Annotated in this window: 11 protein-coding genes; 5 read left to right on the top strand and 6 right to left on the bottom strand. The window is 63.1% G+C overall.

Annotated elements, in window-relative coordinates:
• Positions 1-548 precede the first annotated feature (548 nt).
• From coaE to FP2506_RS16140, 3 genes are read right to left on the bottom strand one after another with little or no spacing between them, the layout of a single operon-like run.
• A complete protein-coding gene (coaE, locus tag FP2506_RS16150) occupies positions 549-1,136 on the bottom strand; it encodes a dephospho-CoA kinase (protein WP_040490145.1) in 588 nt (195 codons plus the stop codon).
• A 17-nt stretch (positions 1,137-1,153) separates the two neighbouring features.
• Positions 1,154-2,182, bottom strand: coding sequence for a shikimate dehydrogenase (locus tag FP2506_RS16145; RefSeq protein ID WP_007068661.1), 1,029 nt, complete (start codon positions 2,180-2,182; stop codon positions 1,154-1,156).
• The gene (locus FP2506_RS16140) at positions 2,175-2,774 is read right to left on the bottom strand and encodes a Maf-like protein (RefSeq protein ID WP_007068660.1); all 600 of its coding nucleotides are present in this window, start codon (positions 2,772-2,774) and stop codon (positions 2,175-2,177) included. The genes FP2506_RS16145 and FP2506_RS16140 overlap by 8 nt, the downstream gene beginning before the upstream one ends.
• 207 nt (positions 2,775-2,981) lie before the next feature.
• Here FP2506_RS16140 and FP2506_RS16135 point away from each other — a divergent pair, with 207 nt between their 5' ends.
• Both FP2506_RS16135 and FP2506_RS16130 read left to right on the top strand, forming a co-directional pair.
• Positions 2,982-6,671: a hydantoinase B/oxoprolinase family protein gene (locus tag FP2506_RS16135; RefSeq protein ID WP_007068659.1), complete on the top strand. Its 3,690-nt coding sequence runs from the start codon at positions 2,982-2,984 to the stop codon at positions 6,669-6,671.
• Entirely contained in the window at positions 6,668-7,729 is a 1,062-nt protein-coding gene (locus FP2506_RS16130; protein ID WP_007068658.1) for a Gfo/Idh/MocA family protein, read from the top strand. Before FP2506_RS16135 ends, FP2506_RS16130 begins: the two co-directional genes overlap by 4 nt.
• On the opposite strand, the gene FP2506_RS16125 is transcribed toward FP2506_RS16130, so the two are convergent.
• Both FP2506_RS16125 and guaB read right to left on the bottom strand, forming a co-directional pair.
• Positions 7,718-7,996 carry a hypothetical protein gene (locus FP2506_RS16125; RefSeq protein WP_148227606.1) on the bottom strand — a complete coding sequence of 93 codons (279 nt, stop codon included), beginning with the start codon at positions 7,994-7,996 and terminating at the stop codon, positions 7,718-7,720. The two genes, FP2506_RS16130 and FP2506_RS16125, sit on opposite strands and share 12 nt — an antisense overlap.
• Positions 7,997-8,040: 44 nt before the next feature.
• Positions 8,041-9,543: an IMP dehydrogenase gene (gene guaB / locus FP2506_RS16120; protein WP_007068656.1), complete on the bottom strand. Its 1,503-nt coding sequence runs from the start codon at positions 9,541-9,543 to the stop codon at positions 8,041-8,043.
• Between the two features lie 304 nt (positions 9,544-9,847).
• Between guaB and FP2506_RS16110 the strand changes: the two genes are divergently transcribed.
• From FP2506_RS16110 to FP2506_RS16100, 3 genes are all read left to right on the top strand, one after another.
• The gene (locus tag FP2506_RS16110) at positions 9,848-10,852 is read left to right on the top strand and encodes an adenosine kinase (protein ID WP_007068654.1); all 1,005 of its coding nucleotides are present in this window, start codon (positions 9,848-9,850) and stop codon (positions 10,850-10,852) included.
• Positions 10,853-11,023: 171 nt separating this feature from the next.
• Positions 11,024-11,986, top strand: coding sequence for a penicillin-insensitive murein endopeptidase (mepA, locus tag FP2506_RS16105; protein WP_244404218.1), 963 nt, complete (start codon positions 11,024-11,026; stop codon positions 11,984-11,986).
• 154 nt (positions 11,987-12,140) lie between these two features.
• Positions 12,141-13,172 carry a glucokinase gene (locus FP2506_RS16100; protein WP_007068651.1) on the top strand — a complete coding sequence of 344 codons (1,032 nt, stop codon included), beginning with the start codon at positions 12,141-12,143 and terminating at the stop codon, positions 13,170-13,172.
• Positions 13,173-13,200: 28 nt separating this feature from the next.
• Here the strand turns inward: FP2506_RS16100 and FP2506_RS16095 are convergent, their stop codons facing one another.
• Positions 13,201-14,391 carry a D-alanyl-D-alanine carboxypeptidase/D-alanyl-D-alanine-endopeptidase gene (locus FP2506_RS16095; protein WP_007068650.1) on the bottom strand — a complete coding sequence of 397 codons (1,191 nt, stop codon included), beginning with the start codon at positions 14,389-14,391 and terminating at the stop codon, positions 13,201-13,203.
• Positions 14,392-14,519: the final 128 nt, after the last annotated feature.

Raw genomic sequence — 14,519 nt, 5'->3', positions numbered from 1 at the left:
AGTCGGCCTCAGACTGCCGATCTAATTCCATCTGTCCATACAAAAAGGCCGCCCCCTTTCGGAAGCGGCCTCCGTGATTTCGAGCCGGTAGGGCCATCGGCAAGCGATGAAACCCGGCCGTAAATCATCAGGCGAAGCGAAGAGGCTGCTCCTCGCGCACCGTCAGATTCAAAGACCCAACCGGCTTCAGACAATCACTCGACATTGGATCACCTCCTTTCGCTTCGTTAAACACAGCCCGAGTATGGGGACGACTGTAGCGACACGCAAGCGCGAACTCTTTGTATGGTTGATCTTTTTCGCCGCAGGTTGACTTTTTCGAAGGCAGGATGGTGGGGTCCAAGAGTAGGAGAGGGTACGGACATTCTCTCCTCTTCGTCATCTTCGGGCGCCGTCCCGAGGATCGAGGGCCGGGCTCGGCGGTGGTGAACGCCGGCAGTGAGCACATTGGATTTTCCACTTGGTGGAGTCCCCACTGGATGCTCGGGACGGAGCCCGAGCATGACGGAGCGTGGGTGTCGATGAGTGCCGGACGGATAGTCCTCGCTTTACGCGAACGCCTTCAGGCCCGCGATGACCTCGCGAACCTGAAAGCGAGCCGCATCCATTCCCTTCGACGTATCGATCAGGAAATCAGCCCGTTCCCGCTTGTCCGCGTCCGGCATCTGAGCGGCGAGGATATTCTTGAACTTGGCGTCACTCATGCCGGGCCGGGCAAGGACGCGGCTGCGCTGGATATCGTGCGGGGCGGTAACGACAACGACCTTGTCGCAGCGCATGTCTCCACCGGTCTCGAAGAGAAGGGGGATATCGAGCACAGCGACGGCAGCGCCCTTCTCCCGCTCGCGTTCGAGGAACGCCGTCTCTTCCTCCCGCACGAGCGGATGAATGATCGCTTCGAGCCGCTTCATCGCCTCGCGGTTGCCGACCACGGCCTCACCGAGCTTTTGCCGGTCGACCGACCCATCCACGACAGTCCCCGGAAAGGCCTCTTCGATGAGTGGCACGGCGCGGCCGGCATAGAGGCGGTGGACCGCCGCATCTGCCGAATAGACCGGCACGCCTTCGGCCGCGAACATTGCCGCCGTCGTCGATTTGCCCATGCCGATCGAGCCCGTCAGGCCAAGGACGATCACGGCGCCGGCCCTCCCCATCAGCCCTCGATCCCGAGATCCTTGAGAACCATCTTTCTCAATTCCCCCGTCACCTCCGGACGCTTGCCGAACCAGCGCTCGAAGCCCGGCACCGCCTGGTGCAGCAACATTCCGAGGCCGTCGCAATGCTTCAGGCCCTCCTTCTCGGCAGCGCGGAGGATGGGCGTCATCAGCGGCGAATAGACGATGTCGGTCACCATCGCGTCGCGCTTCATCATGGAAAGGTCGGGCAGCTTTTCCGGAAACCACGCCGGCAGTTCCGGATCGCGCTCCGGCACCGGCGCGGTGTTCACGACGAGATCGGCGATCTTGAGGAGATCGTCGCGCTCTTCCTCACCATGGGCCGAAACCTTCGGCCCGAAATCGCGCACGAGGTTTTCCGCCCGCGAGACCGTCCGGTTGACGATGAAGACATGGGTGATGCCCCGCTTGATCAGCGCATGGATCACCGCCCGTGCAGCACCGCCTGCCCCGATGACGACGGCATATTCGGCACTGTCCCAGCCATTGAGTCGCTCGTCGAGATTGGCCGCGAAGCCATAGGCGTCCGTGTTGCCGCCGATCAGGCGTTCATTCTCGAACCAGAGAGTGTTGACCGCCCCAATCGCCTCGGCGGCGGCGTCCCGCGCATCGACATGGCGGAACGCGGCCTCCTTGTGAGGGATCGTGACATTGCCGCCAGAAAAGCCCTTATCGCGCAGCTTCTTCAGAAAGAACGGAAATTCCTCCGGCGGCACGCCCTGCCGACCGTATGTGCCGGCGATACCATGCGTCTTCAGCCAGTGGCCGTGGATCATCGGCGAGCGCGAATGCCAGACCGGCCAGCCGGTGATGAACGCGGATGGGCCTTGGATCTGCGGCTTGTTGAAGTCGGGATCGAAGATCGAGTTCTCGCCCCGGACACGGGTTTCGCCGCTGACATAAGGCTTCGGCTCCCAAGCCGCGTCCCGCTCGGCAATCGTTTGCTTGCGCCGGTCTGGTTCGACCGAATCGATCTCCGTGGGTCGTTCGCCCTTCGTCTCAGCCATCGATTTCCCCACGAGCCCGCAGTTCCTTCAGCAGCGGCAAGATGGGCAGACCAATGATGGTGAAGTAATCGCCCTCGATCTTTTCCATCAGCTGAATGCCCTCCTTCTCGATCTGATAGCCGCCGACGCTGGTGAGCGATTTTTGCCCGCACTGGGCCAGATATCGTCCGACGAAACCCGGATCGAGCTCGCGCATGGTGAGCGCTGCGATCGAGGTGTGCCGCCAGACGACCTCACCTCCTTCGACCAACACCACTGCGCTGTTGAGATGGTGGGTCTGGCCGGACAGCAACAGCAGCGCGCGGCGCGCCTCTTCCATATTGGCCGGTTTGTGGAACACGGTGTCACCAAGCGAGAGGGTCTGATCGGCGCCGATCACAAGGCTCTGGGGATGCCGCTCCGAAACGTCGACCGCTTTCGCCTCAGCGAGAATCTGGGCGATCTCGTCGGGCGACACCCCGCTGCCCTCCAGGGGAGCCTCGACGCTACGCTCATCGATATCGGCCGACTCGGTGATGAAATCGACGCCTGCATTCTTCAGGAGCTCGCGGCGATGGACGCTCGACGATGCGAGCACGATGCCTTTCGACATGGGGCAAATGCCTCCCGGAAATCTTGATTGCCGGCGTATGTCCGAGTTGCGCCGGTCGTTTGTCTGAATTGCTTGTCGTGATTTTCGTTTTTCGGCGCAAGGGGCTTCACCGGAACATGCCCATCTGGTCTCCTGCGCCATATTCACCGAGGGTGGAAGCGCGGAACGTGCGACCGCGATCGAGAATGGTTTCGAGGATTGCCGGCCATGGCGAGTGAAAATGCGGCGACGGGCGCCACTGATTTCTGGATCGACCGAGGCGGCACCTTTACCGATGTCATCGCAAAAGCACCGGACGGCACGCTCTCGCCTCTCAAGCTGTTGTCGGAAAACCCCGGCGTCTATGACGACGCAGCTCTAGAAGGCATCCGCCGCAGTTTGGGCATCGAGACCGGCGGGCCGATCCCTCCGTCCCGCGTCGGCATGGTTCGTATGGGAACGACCGTGGCAACGAACGCGCTGCTCGAGAGGAAGGGCGACCGGACACTGCTACTCATCACGCGCGGCTTCCGCGACGCCCTGAAGATTGCCTACCAGGCGCGTCCGGACATCTTCGCCAAACAGATCGTTCTCCCCGAACAGCTTTACGAACGCGTCGTCGAGGTGCCGGAGCGGGTGCTTGCCGATGGGACGATAGAGACCGAGTTCGACGAAGCAGCGACACGAAAAGCGCTCAAGGCGGCGAAGGAGGACGGTATCGACGCCGTCGCCATCTGCTTCATGCATTCCTGGCGCTATCCGGACCATGAGAAGCGGGCGAAGACCCTCGCGGAGGAGGCGGGCTTCAGCCAGGTCTCGACCGGCCACGGGGTGTCGCCGCTGGTCAAGCTCGTCGGGCGCGGGGATACGGCGGTGGTCGACGCCTATCTGACGCCAATTCTCAGACGCTATGTGGACAAGGTCGCCTCCGCGCTCGGGGCCGAGACGGGCGACGAGAAGGCACCGTCCCTTCAGTTCATGATGTCGTCCGGCGGGCTGACGGCGGCCGAGATGTTCGACGGCAAGGATGCGATCCTTTCCGGTCCCGCCGGCGGCGTCGTCGGCATGGCCGAGACCGGTAAGGCGGCCGGCTTTGAAAAGATCATCGGCTTCGACATGGGCGGCACATCGACCGACGTCACGCATTATGCCGGCAGTTTCGAGCGGGCGCTCGATTCGGAGGTCGCCGGTGTGCGCATCCGCGCCCCCATGATGCGCATTCACACGGTGGCGGCGGGGGGCGGCTCCATCCTCTCTCTAGACCAGGGACGCTTTCAGGTCGGTCCCGCCTCGGCCGGCGCCCATCCAGGCCCTGCGGCATACGGCAAGGGCGGGCCGCTGACGGTGACCGATGCGAACGTCATGCTCGGCAAACTGCGCCCGTCCCTCTTTCCGGCGGTTTTCGGCCAAAACCAGGACCAGCCGCTCGACGCCGAAGTCGTCCGCGAGAAGTTCGAGACCCTGCGCACGGAAATCGGCGGCGAGCGCTCGCTAGAGGAGATTGCCGAAGGTTTCCTCACCATCGCCGTCGAGAACATGGCGAATGCGGTGAAGAAGATCTCGGTCCAGCGCGGCTACGACGTCTCGACCTATCTCCTCAATTCCTTCGGCGGCGCGGGCGGCCAGCATGCCTGCCTCGTCGCCGATGCGCTGTCGATGGAGACCGTGCTGATCCATCCGATGTCCGGGCTCCTCTCCGCCTACGGCATCGGGCTTTCCTCGCTGTTCGCAAGCCGATCTCAGGCGATCGTGATCCCGCTCAATGGCGAAGCACCCGGCGAGATCGCCCCCCTCGAAAGTCGCCTTACCGAAGAGGCGACCGCCGAACTGAAAAGCCAGGGTCTTGCTGATGATCGCATCAAGACGGGAACGATCCTTCAGCTGCGATACGACGGCACGGATACCACGCTGCCCGTCACTTGGACCGGCGATCTCGACGCGGCGCGGCGCGATTTCGAGGCCGCCCACAAGGCGCAGTTCGGCTTCATCTACGAAGGCCGGGCGATCACCGTCGAGACGGTCTCGCTGGAGGCCAGCGAGATCCGCGAGGTGGAAGCTTCCGAAAAGAACACGGACGGTGCGGCAGCGGACGGTGAAGCATCGGAGACGGTGCAAGTCTTCACCGGCGGCGAGCATCGTTCAGCCGGCGTCTACCGCTCCGAGATGTTGTCGACCCATACGATGCTGAACGGTCCCGCGCTCATCATCGAGCCGAACCAGACCATAGTCGTCGAGCCGGGCTGGCGCGCGGAAAAGACGGAATCCGGCGACATCCTGATGAAGCGCACCGAAAAGAAACCGCGCCTCGCAGCGCTCGGCACCGGGCAGGCCGGCAGGGAAGGGGCCGATCCGGTGCTCCTCGAAGTCTTCAACAACCTCTTCATGTCGATCGCCGAGCAGATGGGCGTGACGCTGCAGAACACATCGTCCTCGGTGAACATCAAGGAACGGCTCGACTTCTCCTGCGCGGTCTTCGACGAAAACGGCGCGCTCGTCGCCAATGCCCCGCACATGCCCGTCCATCTCGGCTCGATGGATCGCTCGGTGGAGGCGATCATCAAGGCGAACGAGGGCAAGATCAGGCCCGGCGACGTCTACGCGCTGAACGCGCCCTATAACGGCGGCACACACCTGCCGGACATCACGGTGGTGACGCCGCTCTTCGAGGAGGATGAGGGGCAAGAGAAGAGGCGCATCCTCTTCTACGTCGCCTCACGCGGCCATCATGCCGATGTCGGCGGCATCGCGCCGGGCTCGATGACGCCGCGCGCGACCAGGGTCGATCAGGAAGGCGTCCTCATCGACAACCTCAAGCTCGTCTCGGAAGGCGTCTTTCAGGAGGAGGAAACGCTCGGCGTCCTCACCGGCCACGCCTATCCAGCACGCAATCCAGCCCAGAACGTCGCCGACCTGAAGGCCCAGATCGCGGCCAACGAAAAGGGCGTCACGGAACTCCGCCGCATGGTAGAGACCTTCGGCCTCGACACCGTGCAGGCTTACATGGGCCATGTGCAGGACAACGCTGCAGAAGCCGTGCGCGGGCTGATCGAGAAGCTGTCGGACTGCGAATGCGACTATCCGACGGATACGGGCCAGACCATCCGCGTGAAGATCACGGTCGATAAGAAGAACCGCACGGCGAAGGTCGATTTCACCGGCACATCGGAAGCGCGCGAGAACAATTTCAACGCACCTGAACCGGTAACACGCGCGGCCGTCCTCTACGCCTTCCGGGTGATGGTGGAAAAGCCGATCCCGATGAATGCTGGTTGCCTCAGGCCCGTCGAGATCGTCATCCCGGACGGCTCGATGCTGAAGCCGAGCTATCCGGCCGCCGTCGTCGCCGGCAATGTGGAGACGTCACAACACGTCACGAACGCCTTGTTCCAGGCCTTCGGCGCGCTTGCCAACCATCAGGGGACGATGAACAATCTCACCTTCGGCAACGAGACCTACCAGTACTACGAAACCATCTGCTCCGGCTCGCCCGCCGGCAAATTGAACGACGGGACCACCTTCGCGGGAACATCGGGTGTCCACTGTCATATGACGAATTCGCGGCTCACCGATCCCGAAATACTCGAAATGCGCTATCCCGTCGTGCTGGAGAATTTCCATATCCGCGATGGCTCGGGCGGAGACGGCGCAAAACGCGGCGGGGACGGCACCGAGCGCACGATCCGTTTCCTACAACGCATGGACTGCTCGATCCTCTCCTCCCACCGCACGCGGCCACCGGAAGGCATCGCGGGCGGATCACCCGGCGAGAAGGGTGTGACGCTCGTCCGGCGATCGAACGGCGAGACGGAAGAGCTCAAACCCTGCGACCAGACCGTGCTCGAAGCCGGCGAAGCGGTGATCGTGCGCACGCCGACATCCGGCGGCTTCGGCAATGCGAATTTCAGCAGTGGACGATGAGCGAGCCGAAGCTGCGCTGGGCGATCGTCGGCACCGGCCATATCGCGCGCAAGTTCGCCTCCGATCTGCGCTGGTCAAAGACCGGGACGCTCGCAGCCGTCGGCTCGCGCCGGGCGGAACGTGCCAAGGAATTCGCGGCGGCGATGGGCGGCGTCGAGATCACCGGCGACGAGACGGCGACCGTGCTGGAACGCCGCGATATCGACGCGGTCTATGTCGCGACACCCAATCCGGACCATGCCAAAAGCGCAATTGCGGCGCTTCAGGCCGGCAAGCCGGTGCTGATCGAAAAGCCGGCGGCAGTCTCTGCAGCCGAGGCTCAAGTGATCCACGAGGCGGCCAAGGACGCGAACCTCCTCGCCATGGAGGCTATGTGGATCCTCTTCACGCCAGGCATCGTCCGCCTGCGCGAGATGCTCCGCGAGGGCCGGATCGGCGCCGTGCGCTCCTTCACGGCCAGCCTATCCTACGGCCGGCCGCACATCGCAGGCGACAAGCTGTTCGATCCCGCCTCGGGCGGCGTGCTGCGCGATCTTGGCGTCTATCCGGTCGCGCTCGCGCAGAACCTCCTAGGCTCCCCGGATGAAGTCTCCGGGCTGACCTCGCGGCTCGACAACGGCAGTATCCGGCAGGCCTCGCTCTCCCTACGCTTCGGCGAAGCGATGGCGAGCATTGCCTGCGGATTCGAGGCGGAAGGGCCTAATACTGCGACCATAGCCGCCACACGCGGCTATGTTTCCACGAAGGGTTCGCTCCTCTGCCCGCCAGCCCTCGCCTTCAAGTCGAAATCGCCGCCTGCGCCTTACACGCCGGCCGAAGAAAAGCCCGTCGCGCCGCTCCACAAGCCGTCGCGGTTGCCCTGGTTTTCCAACGCACGCAAGATCGCTTCTGCCTATCGCGAGAAGCTGATCATGACCTCGTTTCAAGGATCCGGGCTTCAGTATCAGGCCGATCACTTCGCCGCATACCTGCGCCGGGGCGCCGCGCAGAGCCCGATCCATCCACTGGCTGCGACCGCGGCGGTCCTCCAAACGATCGAGACGGTCTCAGGCCGGTAGGGCAAAGCTCGATTTCGGCCGGTATGGCATCGCATACTTCTCGGCGTTCTGAATGATCAGTGCGAGTTCGGTGACGTGCAACGTGAAGTCGGCGTCGAAGTCGAGTATCCGCCCCTCCCCCGCCGCCCTGGCGATCGCCGGACCGCGGTCACAGGCGCCTTCGAGATCCGCCTTGGGATGGTTCGCGAGCGTCAGGTGTCGTGGTCGGCGAGACAGCCGGAGCCGACTATCGCGACCTTCGTGAGGTAGCGCCCTCGTCCAATTCACCGCGGAATCCACTGCAGCGTATCAAACTATGGGGAAGTATCGCCTCAGCCCGCCATCGGATAGTTCGGGCTTTCGCGCGTGATCGTCACGTCGTGGGCGTGGCTTTCGCGCAGGCCCGCATTCGAGATGCGGACGAACTCGGCCTTCTCGCGGAATTCTTGCAAATTCTTGGCGCCGACATAGCCCATGGCGGCGCGCAGGCCACCGGCGAGTTGGTGGAGGACGCCGGAGACCGGGCCCTTGTAGGCGACTTGACCTTCGATACCTTCCGGCACGAGCTTCAGCGTGTCGCGGACTTCGGCCTGGAAGTAGCGATCGGCCGAGCCGCGCGCCATCGCGCCGACCGAGCCCATGCCGCGATAGGCTTTGAAGGATCGACCCTGATAGAGATACACCTCGCCGGGGCTCTCGTCCGTGCCGGCGAGCAAAGAACCGACCATCGCAGCCGATGCACCGGCCGCCAGCGCTTTCGCAAGATCGCCTGAAAACTTGATGCCGCCATCGGCAATCACCGGAACGCCCTGCTTGGCCGCTTCTTCGGCCGCACCCATCACGGCCGCGAGCTGCGGCATGCCGACGCCGGCGACGACGCGGGTGGTACAGATCGAGCCCGGTCCGATGCCCACCTTCACGCCATCCGCGCCTGCATCGATCAGTGCCTTGGTGCCCGTCGGCGTCGCGACATTGCCGGCGATGATCTGGACGCTGTTCGATTCGCGCTTCACCCGCGCGACCATATCGAGAACGCGTTGGGAATGGCCATGCGCCGTGTCGATGACGAGGAGATCGACGCCGGCATCGATCAGCCGTTCGGCACGTTCGAAACCGTCTTCGCCGACGCTAGTCGCGGCAGAAGCCAGAAGCCGGCCCTGCGCATCCTTCGCCGCCATCGGATGAAGCTGCGACTTCTCGATGTCCTTCACCGTAATGAGGCCGATGCAGAAGCCCTGATTGTCCGTCACCAGCAGCTTCTCGATCCGATGCTGATGGAGAAGGCGCTTGGCTTCTTTCTGGGTCACGCTCTCGTTGACGGTGACGAGGTCGTCCTTGGTCATCAACTCGTGGATCGGCTGACCGTCGTCGGAGGCAAAGCGCACGTCGCGGTTCGTCAGGATGCCGACGAGCTTGCCCAGCGCGGTCCCGCCATTGTTGCCCTTTTCGACGACCGGAATGCCGGAGATGCGATGCTGGGCCATGAGGGCCCGGGCGTCGCCGAGTGTTGCTTCAGGTCCTATCGTCACCGGATTGACGACCATGCCGCTTTCGAACTTCTTGACCTGCCGCACCTGTTCGGCTTGCTCGACCGGCGTGAAATTCCTGTGGATCACGCCAATGCCGCCAGCCTGGGCGACCGCAATCGCGAGAGCGGATTCGGTCACCGTGTCCATGGCGGCGGACAGAATCGGAATGTTCAGCGCGATTTCGCGGGTTATTTTCGTGCTGACGTCCACCTGACCGGGCATGACTTCGGAATGTCCAGGCTGAAGAAGGACATCGTCGAATGTGAGGGCTGTGGTGCCGGAAGCGGTCTCGATGATGCGGGCCATGCCAGTCCTTTCGAAGGTCCTCGGACGGCACGCAGACAATATCGCGTGCGGTGCAAAAGGATGGCGGCATCCGCTAGCATGCCTCCTTGACGTTGGGAAGACGCGGAACGCCGGCAAATCCGCCAAGACCCGCAAACGGAAGCGCTTGCGTCATTCCGCCCATACGTTTCGCAAGGTCATTTTGCGCCTCGCCTAGCCAGAGGCGGCTCGGTCCGTTAACACATTCCCAGAACCCCAGAACTCGAAACGCCTGGCGCCAGCTCAAGGGCGACGCGCGTCGAGCAGTCAGAAAAGAAGGAATTCCATGGCCGAATACGACCTCCTATGCATCGGCAATGCGATTGTCGACGTGATCTCTCACTGCGAAGAAGATTTCCTGACAAAGGAGTCGATCCAGAAGGGCGGCATGACGCTGATCGACACTGCTCGCGCCGAACAGCTTTACGATGCCATGCCGCCCGGCATGGAAGCTTCCGGAGGCAGTGCCGCCAACACCATCGCTTGCTTTACCAGTCTCGAGGGCAAGGGGGCGTTCATCGGCAAGGTGGCGGACGATCAGCTCGGCTCGATCTTCAGCCACGACATCCGCTCGATCGGTATCGCCTTCAATTCCGAGCCGAACCGGGGGGAAGGTGAGCCAACGGCCCGCTGCCTGATCCTCGTGACGCCGGACGGCGAGCGTTCGATGAACACCTTTCTCGGCGCCTGCACCGAACTCGGGCCCGAGGACATCGACGAAGCGCTCGTGAAGGCGTCGAAGGTCACTTATTTCGAAGGCTACCTCTGGGATCCGCCGCGCGCCAAGGAAGCGATCGTCAAGGCCGCGAAAGCCGCGCACGAAGCGGGCAACGAGGTCGCCATGACGCTGTCGGACGCATTCTGCGTCGAGCGCTATCGGGCGGAATTCCTAGACCTCCTGCGTTCCGGCACGGTCGACATCGTCTTCGCCAACGAGGCAGAAGCCTTATCGCTTTACGAGACCGACAATCTCGATGACGCTCTCGATGGCCTTGGCCGCGACGCGCCGAAACTCGCCGTCGTCACGCGCAGCGAGAAAGGCTGCATCATCGTCGAGGGACAGGCCCGCACGGTGGTCCCCGCCAGCAAGGTGGAAAAGGTTCTCGATGCGACGGGTGCGGGCGACGCCTTCGCCGGCGGTTTCCTGAAGGGTTACATAGACGGCATGCCGAGCGAGCTCTGCGGCCGCCTCGGTGTGGAGTGCGCCGCGCACATCATCGCCAAGGTCGGCGCCCGCCCGGAACGCCCCTTGAAAGAGCTTTCCGCGGTTCAGACCATGCTCGCCGCCTGAGGGTCGGGGAAGATACAGAGAAGATGACGGCCCGGATTTCGATCCGGGCCGTCATCGTTTCGACGAACCGGATCGTCATCAGGCTCATCAAGCTCCGCACTATCGGCGGAGCTTAAGGTTCCGCGGGCGAGCGAGTTTGCAGCGCGGCGACAGCAAGTTTCGAGGCGGATCATGAGCGTTTTACGGATGGTTTCGGTATGGCCGAGGGCGGTTGTTCTCGGCTGCGCGCTGAGCCTTGCAGCGTTCTCCGCCGCAGCAGAACCGGCCGCCAAAGCGCTGTTCGAAGCGGCCCGTTCGCCGGCACCCCTGCCGCCACAGAGTTTCGGCTTCTATTCGAAGGGCTGCCTTGCGGGCGCGGAACAGCTGCCCGCAGACGGCGAAGCCTGGCAGGCCATGCGCCTATCGCGCGACCGGCGCTGGGGGCATCCGGTCATGGTGTCGTTCCTCAAGGGATTTGCTACCGAGGCCCGGCGTCGAGGGATCTGGTCGGGCGTCCTCTTCGGCGACGTTTCGATGGCCCGTGGCGGCCCGATGCCCTTCGGCCACTCCTCCCACCAGATCGGCCTCGACGCCGACATCTGGCTGCGACCGATGCCGCGCGAGCGCCTCAGCCCGGAACAGCGCGAGGAATATCCTTTCCGATCGGTCCTGAAAGAGGGCGCCCTTACCGTCGACGATCGGATCTGGGACGACAGCTATCGCGATCTCATTCAGCTCGCGGCAAGCGATACGAAGGTCCAACGCATCCTCGTTCATCCGGGCATCAAGAAAAAACTTTGCGAGACGACGCGCGGCGATCGCCGGTGGCTGAACAAGGTCCGCCCTTACTACGGACACGATTCCCACTTCCATGTCCGTCTGTTCTGTCAGCCGGGCTCGCCGAACTGTGAACCGCAGCGCTCGACAGGAGGTGGCGACGGATGCGGCGATCTCGACTGGTGGTTCGACGTCGCGCTGCAACCGCCACCTCCGAACGCCAAGCCCTATAAGCCAAAGCCTGACCTGACACTGTCGGACCTTCCTCGGGCTTGTGAACGGGTCCTTACTGCAGGCCCCGGCGGCGCTCCGGCAATAGCCGCGTTGACACCCGATATTGGGGACATCCCGGTGCCGAGGCCGCGACCCGGGCGTTGAGGAAGTCGACCGCCGCGTCGAAGGCAACGACTGGGGAAGTTTGTTGATAAGCCTTGGCTGATCGGCGCACACAGCTTCGCGCTGCGCCGTGACCGGCTTTGCCTTTGATGCCGCGCCGGCTAAATGGCGATGTGGTCAAAAGGGGATTTTCGCCATGGCATCGCGGCGCCAACCTGACACCTTCCTGAAGTTCCCGATTCTGATCGGAGACATCGGCGGCACCAATGCGCGCTTTGCCATCCTGAAGGACGCCTTCGCCGACCCGAAGTTCTTCGAGATCGCCGAGACAGAAAAGTTCGAGACAATCGACGAGGCGATCCAGACCAATGTCCTTGATCGAACTTCGGTCCAACCAGAAAGCGCCGTTCTCGCCATCGCCGGGCCGATCGGCGGCGACGAGATCGATCTCACCAACTGCCACTGGGTGATCCACCCTCGCCGGATGATCGCCGATCTCGGCGTAGAGGAGGTGGTGGTCATCAACGATTTCGAGGCCCAGGCGCTGGCGATCTCTGCGCTCGGCGAGGACGCCCGCGAGGAAATCGGCCGCGGCATCCATCGCGAGGGCGCAAGCCGCGCCGTTCTCGGTCCTGGGACCGGACTCGGCGTTGCCGGCCTCGTCCGCGCCCGCAACATGTGGATCCCCGTCGCCGGTGAAGGGGGACACATCGATCTTGGCGCCCGCACCGAGCGCGACCGGACGATCTGGCCCCATCTGAAGACCATCGAGGGCCGCGTCTCCGGCGAGCAGATCCTCTGCGGGCGCGGGCTCGTGAACCTCTATCAAGCGATCTGCAAGGCCGACGGCATCGAGCCTGTTCACACCCGGCCGGCCGACGTGACCCAGGCGGTGGAGGCCGGAAACGATGCTCAGGCCCGCGAGGCGGTCGACCTCTTCTCAATCTATCTCGGGCGCGTGGCCGGCGATATCGCGCTCATTTTTATCGCCCGCGGAGGCGTCTATATCGCGGGCGGCATCTTCAAGCGCATCATGAAACTGGTCGACCAGGCAAAAATCCGCAAAGCGTTCGAAGACAAGGCGCCCCATTCAGAACTGATGCGCGAGATACCGCTTTACGTCATCACTGAGCCGCAGCCGGCGCTGGCAGGGCTCGCCGCCTTTGCTCGCTCTCCTCGATTCTTTGGTCTGGAGACGACCGGCCGTCACTGGAGCATCGCGAAATAGGCAAGGCGCGACGGGCCAACGGAGATCGCTAGAATCCCCGCTCGATCGCCGACAGGATCCGAAAGCGCAGCTTGCCCGTGTTCCCGGTGAGCGAAATCACGAAGAGTGCATCCCCGTGGTTCGACGTGCGGGCAAATCCCGCAAGAGTGCGCACGCCTGAAAAGGTGCCAGTCTTGTAGCGTGAACCCGCTCGGGTGCTCCGAAGGAGTTCGGCATGGGGCCGAAAGTCGTCGAGCAGCACGGCAAGGCCCCGCGCGGTGAAACGGTTGTCGCGGCTGATGCCCGAACCTTCGACGAGCTGAATTGCATCGATCAGTTCGAGTTCGGCGAGTTCTTCCTGCGCGACGTCGAGAGATTTTTCCAGACTGACCGGCGACCCCCTTCGATGGGCGCCGACCTCCAGGAAGAGCTGATTGGCGATGTAGTTGTTTGAGCCTAGGAGCATCTGGCCGACGATCTCGGACAACGGACGCGACTGCTCGTGGACATAGACTGGCTTCAACTCGTCGGGCACGCTGCCTGTCGTCAGTTCGCCCTCGACATCGCCGCCGGCACGTTCGATGAAGGCAATCAGCAATTCGCCGGCGTAAAGCAGGCCCACCTTCGGGTCTTCTTGGGCAAGGCTTATCCGCCCTCGCCCAGCTGGCCCGTGCGCGAGAAACTGTTCGATTGCCAGCGGTGTGATCGGCGTCTGTTCTTCAGCCGAGCGAACGGTGCTGCCTCGGCGCTCGGCGTGGATCGTATTGAAGTTCGCGGCGAACGCGGCGTTGCGGGCATCGTAGGCCTCGTCCGTAGCCTCGATTCCCGGGATCTGCAGATCGTCCGGGAAATAGCTCGCGTCGAGCACCACACGCTTCAGCGGCTCTTCACCGACGGAATCCACGAGTTTTGGAGCGAGAAGCGCGAATTCCTCCGACACCAGGAACGGATCACCCCCGCCGCGCACATAAAGCACCCGGTCCTCGTCCATGTAGAACTTTGTCTTGAATCGATAGTCGCCGCCCAGAACCTCCATCGCGAGCCAGGCTGTCACGAGTTTAGCGACGGACGCCGGCACGAACGCCTCATCCGTGTTCTGCGCCACCAGATCCTCGCCATCCTCGTCGAGTACCAGAACGAGGCCCGACGGTGCCATCGCGGCGATCCCGTCGGCCGTATCGGCTTTGGCTGGCGCGGCAAGCAGTGCAAGGGCAAAGACGAAGGCAATGAGTTGAAACACTATGAAAGGTCCGGGTGTTTAAAACGGTCGGGTCTGGGCGGGAAGCCTACAGCCAGTACGGTATTGGACAAAATCCAGGTTACCGAAAAAGTATATTCAGAATGACGTGCTCTCGGTTCATTCGAGTA

It is taken from the genome of Fulvimarina pelagi HTCC2506, assembly GCF_000153705.1.
GTDB lineage: Bacteria > Pseudomonadota > Alphaproteobacteria > Rhizobiales > Rhizobiaceae > Fulvimarina > Fulvimarina pelagi.
This window is presented reverse-complemented; position numbering and strand designations above follow the sequence as displayed.

What these genes read in the sequence shown, in the direction of transcription:
- guaB (WP_007068656.1), bottom strand. Translation starts at nt 9,543, where the DNA reads ATGGCCCGCATCATCGAGACCGCTTCCGGCACCACAGCCCTCACATTC.
- FP2506_RS16145 (WP_007068661.1), bottom strand. Translation starts at nt 2,182, where the DNA reads ATGGCTGAGACGAAGGGCGAACGACCCACGGAGATCGATTCGGTCGAA.
- FP2506_RS16100 (WP_007068651.1), top strand. Translation starts at nt 12,141, where the DNA reads ATGGCATCGCGGCGCCAACCTGACACCTTCCTGAAGTTCCCGATTCTG.
- mepA (WP_244404218.1), top strand. Translation starts at nt 11,024, where the DNA reads ATGAGCGTTTTACGGATGGTTTCGGTATGGCCGAGGGCGGTTGTTCTC.
- FP2506_RS16110 (WP_007068654.1), top strand. Translation starts at nt 9,848, where the DNA reads ATGGCCGAATACGACCTCCTATGCATCGGCAATGCGATTGTCGACGTG.
- FP2506_RS16140 (WP_007068660.1), bottom strand. Translation starts at nt 2,774, where the DNA reads ATGTCGAAAGGCATCGTGCTCGCATCGTCGAGCGTCCATCGCCGCGAG.
- FP2506_RS16135 (WP_007068659.1), top strand. Translation starts at nt 2,982, where the DNA reads ATGGCGAGTGAAAATGCGGCGACGGGCGCCACTGATTTCTGGATCGAC.
- FP2506_RS16130 (WP_007068658.1), top strand. Translation starts at nt 6,668, where the DNA reads ATGAGCGAGCCGAAGCTGCGCTGGGCGATCGTCGGCACCGGCCATATC.